Annotated in this window: 4 protein-coding genes, 1 tRNA gene and 1 pseudogene; 5 read left to right on the top strand and 1 reads right to left on the bottom strand. The window is 57.4% G+C overall.

Annotated elements, in window-relative coordinates; translation table 11 throughout:
* Positions 1-52 precede the first annotated feature (52 nt).
* The 5 genes from CFR80_RS15450 (at position 53) to CFR80_RS15470 (ending at position 8,896) form a co-directional block, all read left to right on the top strand.
* Positions 53-129 (top strand) — tRNA-Met (locus tag CFR80_RS15450).
* Between the two features lie 202 nt (positions 130-331).
* The gene (gene recD2, locus CFR80_RS15455) at positions 332-2,560 is read left to right on the top strand and encodes an SF1B family DNA helicase RecD2 (RefSeq protein WP_258367863.1); all 2,229 of its coding nucleotides are present in this window, start codon (positions 332-334) and stop codon (positions 2,558-2,560) included.
* A 276-nt stretch (positions 2,561-2,836) separates the two neighbouring features.
* A complete protein-coding gene (locus CFR80_RS15460) occupies positions 2,837-4,216 on the top strand; it encodes a hypothetical protein (RefSeq protein ID WP_110507655.1) in 1,380 nt (459 codons plus the stop codon).
* On the top strand, positions 4,213-6,162 hold the full coding sequence (locus CFR80_RS15465; protein WP_110507656.1) for a phospholipase D-like domain-containing protein: 1,950 nt from the start codon (positions 4,213-4,215) through the stop codon (positions 6,160-6,162). Before CFR80_RS15460 ends, CFR80_RS15465 begins: the two co-directional genes overlap by 4 nt.
* On the top strand, positions 6,155-8,896 hold the full coding sequence (locus CFR80_RS15470) for a DEAD/DEAH box helicase family protein (RefSeq protein WP_110507657.1): 2,742 nt from the start codon (positions 6,155-6,157) through the stop codon (positions 8,894-8,896). The genes CFR80_RS15465 and CFR80_RS15470 overlap by 8 nt, the downstream gene beginning before the upstream one ends.
* A gap of 20 nt (positions 8,897-8,916) precedes the next feature.
* Here the strand turns inward: CFR80_RS15470 and CFR80_RS15475 are convergent.
* Positions 8,917-9,081, bottom strand: a pseudogene (locus tag CFR80_RS15475) (transposase); the annotation flags it as partial.
* Positions 9,082-9,686 lie beyond the last annotated feature (605 nt).

The raw sequence follows: 9,686 nt of genomic DNA on the forward strand, positions 1-9,686 counted from the left end.
CAAGGCACGGGAAAGTCGGTCGCCGCCAGGTCTTCCAGTCACCCCTCACCACCGCGGGGTGGAGCAGCCCGGTAGCTCGTCAGGCTCATAACCTGAAGGTCATAGGTTCAAATCCTATCCCCGCAACCATACGTAAGCGTCTGAAAAGACAGAAGAAAAGCCACCCACAAGGGTGGCTTTTTTTGTGCCCGAAATCTCCCGCAGGATGCGTATAGGATGCAATCGGGAGTGAAACTCCAGCGTAATCTGGGCTGAATCGGGGATCTTCACGACTGCGTGTCAGGCGTGTTGGAGCACGGCGATACGGCTGGCAGCGCGATCCTGTGTTACGATGGATCATGGTTTCCGACCCTCTCGATTCTGCGCTGACAGGGGCGTCCCGTTGAGTGGCACGGCTGCATCGTCTGAGGCGCTGGCCGGCCTTGTAGAGCGGGTGACGTTCCACAACGCCGAGAACGGTTTCTGCGTCCTGCGGGTGAAGGTGCGGGGGCAGCGCGATCTGGTCACTGTTGTCGGCCATGCCGCCATGATCTCGGCAGGCGAGTTCGTGCAGATGTCGGGGCGCTGGTTCCGCGACCACACCCACGGGTTGCAGTTCAAGGCGGAGTTTCTCAAGGCCAGTCCGCCGACCACGGTTGAGGGGATCGAGCGTTATCTTGGTTCGGGCATGATCCGGGGTATCGGTCCGGTCTACGCGAAGAAGCTGGTGAAAGCGTTCGGCGAGGCGGTGTTCGATCTGATCGAGCAGGAACCTGGACGCCTGCGGGAGGTGACGGGCATCGGCCCCAAGCGTGCCGAGCGGATTGTGGCGGGCTGGGCGGACCAGAAGGTGATCCGCGAGATCATGCTGTTCCTGCACAGCAACGGCGTCGGCACCTCGCGGGCGGTGCGTATCTTCAAGACCTACGGGCAGGACGCGGTCAAACTGATCAGTGAGAACCCCTACCGGCTGGCGAAGGACATTCGGGGCATCGGCTTCAAAACTGCCGATCAGATCGCCCGGAAGATGGGGATCGCGCCTGACGCCATGATCCGGGTGCGGGCCGGGATCTCCTACGCGCTCGGCGAGGCGATGGATGAAGGGCATTGCGGCCTGCCGGTCGGGGAGTTGCTGACCAGCACCGCCGAACTGCTGGAGGTCGCGGCACCCCTGATCGAGACGGCTCTCACGTTGGAGCTGGAGGCGGGCGACGTTATTGCCGACAGCGTGGGCGAGACGGGATGCATCTTCCTGGCGGGTCTCTATCGCGCGGAGCAAAGCATCGCCGAGCGATTGCGTGCCTGTGCCGTCGGCCGTCCGCCCTGGCCCGAGATCGACGCTGAAAAGGCCATGACTTGGGTGGAACGGAAGACCGGGCTTGCGCTCGCGCCCAGCCAGCAGGAGGCGGTGCGTCTTGCCCTGAACAGCAAGGTGCTGGTGATCACGGGTGGTCCTGGCGTGGGCAAGACCACGCTGGTCAACGCCATCCTGAAGATCGTGACCGCCAAGGGCACGGACGTGCAGCTCTGCGCCCCGACCGGTCGGGCGGCGAAGCGCCTGTCGGAAAGCACCGGACTGGAAGGCAAGACCATCCATCGACTGCTGGAGACGGATCCGGCCAGTGGCACCTTCAAGCGGGATGATACCAACCCGCTGACCTGCGATCTGCTGGTCGTGGACGAGGCCAGCATGGTCGATGTGCTGCTGATGCGCTCCCTGCTGCGCGCCTTGCCCGACAACGCCGCGTTGCTGATCGTCGGCGATGTGGACCAGTTGCCTTCTGTTGGACCGGGACAGGTGCTGGCCGACATCATCGGCTCCGGTGCTGTCCCTGTGGTGCGGCTGACCGAGGTGTTCCGTCAGGCGGCACAGAGCCGCATCATCACCAATGCGCATCGGATCAACGAGGGCAGGATGCCCGAACTGAGCGCGGAAAAGGGATCGGATTTCTACTTCGTGGAGGCGGCCGAGCCCGAGGTCGGGCTGCGCAAGTTGCTGGCAGTAGTGAGGGATCGCATCCCGGCGCGGTTCGGGCTGGACCCTGTTCGCGACGTGCAGGTGCTTTGCCCGATGAACCGGGGTGGCCTTGGGGCGCGGTCGCTGAATATCGAATTGCAGCAGGCGCTGAACCCGCCAGGCGAGGTGAAGGTCGAGCGGTTTGGCTGGACCTATGGTCCGGGTGACAAGGTGATGCAGATCGCCAACGATTATGACCGGGACGTCTTCAACGGGGATCTTGGCGTTATCGACAGGATTGATATCGAAGAAGGCGAACTGACCGTTTCATTCGATGGACGGGAGGTCGTTTACGGTTTTGGAGAACTGGATGAACTGGTGCTCGCCTACGCCACGACCATCCACAAGAGCCAGGGATCGGAATATCCGGCCGTGGTGATCCCGCTGGTGACCCAGCATTACGCCATGCTGGCGCGGAACCTGCTCTACACCGGCGTCACACGGGGGCGGAAGCTCGTCGTGCTCGTGGGCCAGAAGAAGGCGCTGGCCATCGCGGTGCGGAACCAGGGCGGGCGGCGGCGGTGGTCGAAGCTTAGGGAATGGCTTGCCGGTACCATCGCATGATGGAGTGACGGGGGGTGAAGGGTGTGTCTCCATGTCGGCTTCCGCCTCAAGGCAGACATCAAAGTGGTAATGGCAGTTGCCCGAAAGCCGACATTGTCAGGCGAGCCGTGATAGACCAAGTTTGGGACTTTCTTGCCGTTTTCGAACGAGGCACTTTACGGCAGCATGTGCTGGTAACCGTCGTTACATGCCAGGTCGGCGGTAGGCACTGTATCTTGGATAGGGTCATCGAATATTTATTAAAAATTGCTCTCAGGATGTGAGTTAAGACAAAAAATGACGCACTTTTTACAGGCCTTACTTACAGACTATGACGACTCGCTGTCATCCGATTCATACATCGATCCGATGGGGTTGCTTATAATCTGGTCAGCATTTGGAAGGCAGGTGTTCCGAAACCGGATAAATTCGGTTTCCAACGATGTGCGCAATTTCACGCTGAACCTTTTTCACCATTACCTTGTCAAGAAGCTGATTGAAGATGATGATGTCGTTCTTAATAACGCACTTCAGCGCCTGTACCAGAACAAGGATGGCTTGAATTTCAAGCAAGCCTCCCTAATTTTCCTCGAAAACGTGTTTGTGTTTTCAATCCTGCGGTATGAAGCATCATTAGTGGATGTGGATCCGGCAGGAATACTTGGCATCTCGAACGCGCGGCGGCGTTGGATGAACGAAAAGCACCGCCCTGCGCTCATCTTCACACATGAGCCTGCCGGGCAAATCTTGGTCCGGCAACTCAGCCTCGGCGTCAGCGGCCGCTATAAAACCCCGCTAATGGAAATTGGCTTCTTCGACGGCAATTATCACTATCATAAGCCCGCTTATCAAGGTCGATGGGCGGAAGCCGAAAAACTCATAGCCGGTAGACCAAACAGCTTACTCGGCAAGGCCGCCTATGAGGCATATAAATTCCTCAAGGCATGCGTCTCCCGACCAATTCAAGGCGGCAAGCTCCAGTTTGACGATGTCTCGACAAAGCTGACCGAGGCGTACGCCCGTGCATTTGCGTCGCCTCAGGTGGTCGGACGTTATGCCAAGACATTTTGGCTAGGCCAGACGGAGCTGGACCAAGGTGCGGCCGGAGCACTTTTTCACGTTCTCGAAGACACCGAAGATATTACACCGCAAGAGGTGATCGAGCGGGCACTTGAGCATGGTCTACCGTCCAGCGAAAAAGCCAAGCTCGAGCAGATTGTCCAGCTCGAGCCTTTCCTGGCCGACTGCTCGCTGCTATTCACGCTGATGGCATCCCGGCGAACTCAATCAACCAGTGACGTCGCGGACGCTTGGGCAAAATTCGGCCGAGATGCGATGCGTTTGCCCCAGGCGGCCAAGGCGGTTGCTGAGTACCCGAACCTCCCCGCCATCAAAGGCACTGCAGCGGCGGCGCGCCTGAGGCAGCTTGTAGCAGCCGCAAACGCGGGCAGTCTCGACGATCAAATGCGGGCGTTGGCGATTTACCACAGCAGGGTGATGCAATCGCGTGGTCAGGTTTCCTGGCTCAATGTCGGCAGCGACGGCACCATCAAGGTCCACGCGCGAACTGTCTCGCTGCCCAAGCCTGAAAGCCGCCCCCCTGGCTCATGGCATAACAACTACTACCTTCCCCAGTTCAGGAGCTTCGTGAATGGCTTGCGCGGAGCGGACGCATGAAGCTCCTGGAAGAGTTGAAACGCAGGGTGACCAGCATGCGGCCTCTACGGCGAGCATGGTTCACCACCTTCAACCTGGACATAGAATTCCTCGAGACGTTTGTCCTGCCCGCAACGATCGGTGCCGAGCCGCCGCGAAATCGTATCGAGTTCGAGCAGCTTCAGCAGGAGCTCACGGACAAAGGCACTGACTTCAGGGTGTTCTGCGATCCGCGATTTATCGATACCAATCGTATTAAGCGCACCTGCATTCCGGTTCATGCCATTCGCCCTGATCGCTTGTCCGGACGTTTCGGCGAACGGAGTCTTTTCCATCCCAAAGTCATCTATCTTGAGGACGTTGATGGCCGACGGATGATCGGCGCGGGTAGCGCCAATCTGACGCTGTCCGGATGGGGGCACAATCTGGAAGCTTTCACATTTCGTGAGATCAAAAGTCTCGCCAACTACCGAGAAATTCGCCAATTCTTTGGCGCACTCTGCGACGCAGCTGACATTCCTGAACATACTAAGCTCGTTCAGCGTCGGGGGCTTTCGCGCGAGCCTGAGAACTGGCGTTTTGTCCATAGTTTTCAGGCCAAACCATTCGCTGCGCAATTGCTCAATGGCGCGTCCGAACCAGACATCGTTGTCTGGTCGCCGTATCTGCCTCGCGACCTTGCCGGCTTCATCGGCAAACTGCAAACCTCGACGGCAATCGACAGCCTGCGCGTCCATTTGGTACCCGACCGGATCCAAAACAAATTCCTTAGAACAGAGTGGAGCGAGGAATTGGGCCAGCTTATCCAAAATGGCCAGCTCACGTTCTATGAAAGTCCGGTCGAGCGAGACCCAAGAGCCGAATTGTGTCACGCCAAGATCTGGAAGATCGGCAAACATCTAGCCGTCGGTTCCTGGAACTTCACTGGCCCGGGCTGCAACAACCTGTGCGATGATAAAGGAAAGTGGAGCCCGGAGAACAACGTTGAAGCTGGTCTTATTATTGACGACGCAAACGACTGGCGGCTCGCGCATGGCAACAGGCTCCGCCTGGGCGCGGATGATTGCGCACCGGCTGAACTCCTTGCCGAAGAGGCTCTTGATCCGCCCGACTTGCCGCCTTTCGATCTGCATGTAACCTTCGATTGGCATGCTCAGGCCTATGCATTTTCAGGCGTATGGCTGGCGAAAGGGGCACATGACGGATACTCCCTGCGCCTACCCGGCGTCCAGGCACCCGTGCCATTGAAGTGGAACCGCAGCGGTGAGCCCGTGCAACCTGCTCGAGTTCGCATTGATGACAGCGCTCTCTTGCGAGATCGGGTGTTTCGGGTCCATCAGGATGGAAACGAGGTTCATCGCGGACTTGTCTGCGAAAAGAACCTCGAATTTCGGAGGGCCCAGACTTTCAACAGCCTGAAAGACTTGCTGGATGCGTTCATTCTTGGCGACGATCCAGGATCGTTAACAGACCTTCCACTTCGAGGTCCAGATGACAGCGACAGCTTTCCAGATGACACTCCGGGTCAGCCTGATGGGGGCTCAGAACTGCTGGATCGCGAGATATCCGAACATAGCTCCATCAGCTATTTCCGCCTCTTCAAGTCCATGCATGATTACCGCGCCAGGTACTCTGCAGCCAAATTGGACAAGCTGGAGCAGCTGGAGAAACTGGTATTCGTAGCACCTGGCTGCCTGCTCGAGCTTGTCGAGAAGACGCGCGACGCGCTCCAACTCCACGAGCGCCCGGTGTTCAACTGGTTTCTTGCAAATGAAGTCGCGGCTATCGGCAAAGAGGTTCAATGGCTGCGTCGAAAGCTTGCCCGCGACGCTAGAGACCACGAACCGGGCTATTCACCTGCGCCGAAATCCCGCTGGGATAGCCTGGCGATCTCGCTCCCCGATCCGCCGAGCGGCGTCGCAACCGAATATGTCGCACTTGTCAGGAGTCAATCTGACTATGAATGAGAATTGGCGGCGTTTGAAGCCGACAGATGTTGCGAAGTGGATCAACTTCGGCGGGGTCAAAGGCAAATGGACCTATTCGCCAGACCAGCCTGTAGACATGGCTGCGCTTCAAACTGAAGGCGTCGCCCACTTGTGGAACGTGCTTTCAAGAAACCCTGTTGCGCTGCTGGCCGATGAAGTCGGGATGGGGAAAACATTCGAGGCGCTGGGTGTTGCCGCTCTGCTATGGAGACGGAAACCCGATGCGAAGATCCTCGTGATCGCGCCGAACCGCGACATCTGTGCGCATTGGCAGCGGGAATTTTCGGCCTTTACTAGGGATATTTACCTCAAGGCCGATGACTTCGTGAAGGCGAAGAACGACGGCAAGCCTGCCCCCCCCTTCGGTGTCCATTATCGCTTGCATGAACTGACCGAGGCGATCGAGCAACGGTCAGAGCACGATACGCCGGCCCAATTCTACATCACGACGATTCACGCGCTCAGCGGCCTTGTCGATAGCTCTAATGAATCCACAGACAAGACCGCTGCCGCGCGCAGGGCGGCTCGAGAACTGCACAGGCGAATTATGGCCGCCAGCGAAGGGGCAGGCTTCGATCTTATGATCGTCGACGAGGCGCATTATTTTCGCAACCGCCGAGGCGGGTCGCAGCGGGTCGCAGCTGCAGAAGAATTTTTCGGCAAGCCGGAAAAGCCCATTGCGCAGCGCACCTTGCTCCTGACCGCAACGCCCAGCCATACCCGGCTTGGCGACGTCGCAAGCATCCTCGGCTATTTCCTTCACAGGTCTGCCTTGGAGGAAAAGACCGTCGATGAACTAATGCGTAAATACGCCCTTCGCCGTTTTCGCCGCATGGAAGGCCAGGGCATCAGCTACACCAAGCACCAATACCGCCGTGAAATCGCTACTCCATGCCAGTTTGGGGACAGCTCCCAGGACGAGATGTTCTTCGCGCTCTACCAAAAGCTACTCATCAAAAGGGGAGTTGTGAACGAGGAAAAGCGGCGCGCGCTGTACGGCTACCTTGAGGGCTTTGAATCTGCCGGCCACGTCGAAGGAGCACAGGATGAAATACAAGGTGGCGCGGAGGAAGACGAGCGCTCAAAGGACTTCAGAGCTGCAGCAGATACCAAGCTCCTGCAGGACATGAGTAGCGACTTCCGCCGCCTGTTTGGCACCGCTCCTGATCACCCGAAGTACGACGGCATCGTCAAAATCTGTGCGCCGCAAAATCTGTTTGAGATGCCGCAAGAGCGCCATCTGCATGAAGATAAGCATCTCGTCTTCGTGCGCCGGATACCGTCGGTTCGTGAGCTGACGAAACGCATCAACGAGCGATACGATGATTTGCTGGCGCAGCACATTGCCGACGCCCTAGGCTGGGATGAAGAGACCTATCGCCGCTGGAAAGGCAGCAACTGGTCACGCGAGGCTTTCAATGAGATTGCCAAGTCAGGTGATAGCCGGGATCCAGATAGCGATGACGACCCGATAGACGAAGCAGAAGGTGCAGGCGAAAGCGCCGACGAGCACGACTATCTGCGATCAAGGATTGCCGACCTGTTCGTGACGAAAAAAGCCTCGGACGGCAGGCCGCCCGCGCCCCCGACCGATTGCTCTCGTTTCAGCCTGAGCCTTCGCAAGACAACCAGCATCTTCTCTATGTTGCTGGAGCCCGCACCCGACTACCTGGCAGGAGCCTACCCTTGGTACTATCACTTTATCCAAGGAGGGAAACAGCGCATGGACTTTGCGAAGGCTGCGCAAATGCTGCGCATGGAAGCCTGGAGTAAGTCTCCCCGCGAGACATTGGACAATTTACGACCCCACGATGCCGATCAGCGTGACTACGATGAACCGCTCGAAACGATCTGGTCAGTCGTATTCCATCATCTCCCGGAATCAGAAAAAGCCACACTTTCTCGCTGGGCGACTGCTTCCCCCCGCATCGCCGAGAACTTTGCTAACTATCTAAAGGCCGGATTTCTCTTCGCCAGCCCCGTGATAGTGGAGCTTTACGGTTGGCATGCAACGTTCGACAAAGGTCTTTCGGGAGAAAAGAAACACAGCAACGTTCAACGTCGCTACCGTAAATTCGTGGATTACGTGCGCCAGAGAATTGAGAGTTCTTTACTGCTGAAATACTTCACATCCGCTCTCCGAACCTTTGAGCAACTCTGCACGAAAATTATCGATCATGAAGTCGATGCATGGGACAAGGGTTGGCGTACACTCACCACGCTTTCAAGTCCTGCCTGGTATGCCAGTGGCGAGTCCAGCCACCGCCAACACCTGATCCTGGGATTCAATAGTCCATTCTATCCCAACACCCTTATCGCGACATCGGTTTTCCAAGAGGGTGTGAACCTGCATCTGCAGTGCCGGAAGGTTCATCATTACGGAATTGCATGGACCCCGGGAGATAATGAGCAACGCGTGGGCCGCGTCGACCGCCTTTTTGGTAAGGTGAACAGCTTGCTGCGAGAGCATGGCCCCGGTGAGGGCGCTCTCGAGATAAACTACCCCTATCTCAAGGACAGTTTTGACGAGGATCAGATTGGCTCATTTATCGAGCGAAAGTATGAGGTAGAAGAAAAGATGGACCGCTGCGAGCAGGGCGCGTTCGACAAAGAAATCCGCTTGATGCGATCTGGCTGGGAGGCATTCCTTAGAACCCCCACGCAAAATGAAACGCTATCCGACCCCTATCCTGCCGCGTTTACCAAGGATTGATCTACTCGCTGCGATCGACCGATCATACCCCCCTCATCTTCCAATGCCTTCAGCCGTTTGGCCTCGGATACCTCACGGTCACCATAGCGGCTCTTCCATTTGTAAAACGTCGCGTCACCGATCCCGTGTTTGCGGCAAAGATGAGAGATCTTCAGCCCGGATCCCTGTTCCTTCACCACCACTATGAGCTGCTATTCCGTAAAACGACTGCGTTTCATCCGTCCGTATCCTTCTCGATCGGACGCTACTTTTAAATACTTACATTTCCGGGAGGTACGTCAGCTGGCATGAAATAACGGCGGCTTTGGCCCATTTGATTATGATCTTTAGGCGGCGCGCTGCTGGTGTGTTAAGCGGCATGGAAAAGTGACCCCTTCGGAAGGGGGACAGGCAGCTAAAAACGACCCCTTTCTGAGAAACGGGTTCACGATGGCCTTCATGCTGAATGGAGGCCCGGTTTGGGATGCTTGTTGTGGAAACAATTGGAAAGATCCGTCGCGCGCATTTTGTCGAAGGAAAGTAAGCTTCCGGCGACTGACGCCTTGCTGAATACTTCTGGTCTGGTTCAGCTATGAAGCATGAGCGATTTAAGAGATAGGGACACGGTACTACCTGCGAGTGTCGCAGGTAGTACCGCAGAGAGGCTCCAAAGGAGCGGTAGAGAGACAGGCGAGCGGGACAGGCTGGCGGGCGCCTCGCGGATCGAGATCGTTTCGGATCGCCGCCGCTGGCACGCCCCTGAATTTCGCGCGCGAGTGGTCATCGCGTCCTACGAGAGCCGACGCCCCAT

The organism is Komagataeibacter oboediens (assembly GCF_003207815.1).
Taxonomy (GTDB): Bacteria; Pseudomonadota; Alphaproteobacteria; order Acetobacterales; family Acetobacteraceae; genus Komagataeibacter; species Komagataeibacter oboediens.

What these genes read in the sequence shown, in the direction of transcription:
- recD2 (WP_258367863.1), top strand. Translation starts at nt 332, where the DNA reads ATGGATCATGGTTTCCGACCCTCTCGATTCTGCGCTGACAGGGGCGTC.
- CFR80_RS15465 (WP_110507656.1), top strand. Translation starts at nt 4,213, where the DNA reads ATGAAGCTCCTGGAAGAGTTGAAACGCAGGGTGACCAGCATGCGGCCT.
- CFR80_RS15470 (WP_110507657.1), top strand. Translation starts at nt 6,155, where the DNA reads ATGAATGAGAATTGGCGGCGTTTGAAGCCGACAGATGTTGCGAAGTGG.
- CFR80_RS15460 (WP_110507655.1), top strand. Translation starts at nt 2,837, where the DNA reads ATGACGCACTTTTTACAGGCCTTACTTACAGACTATGACGACTCGCTG.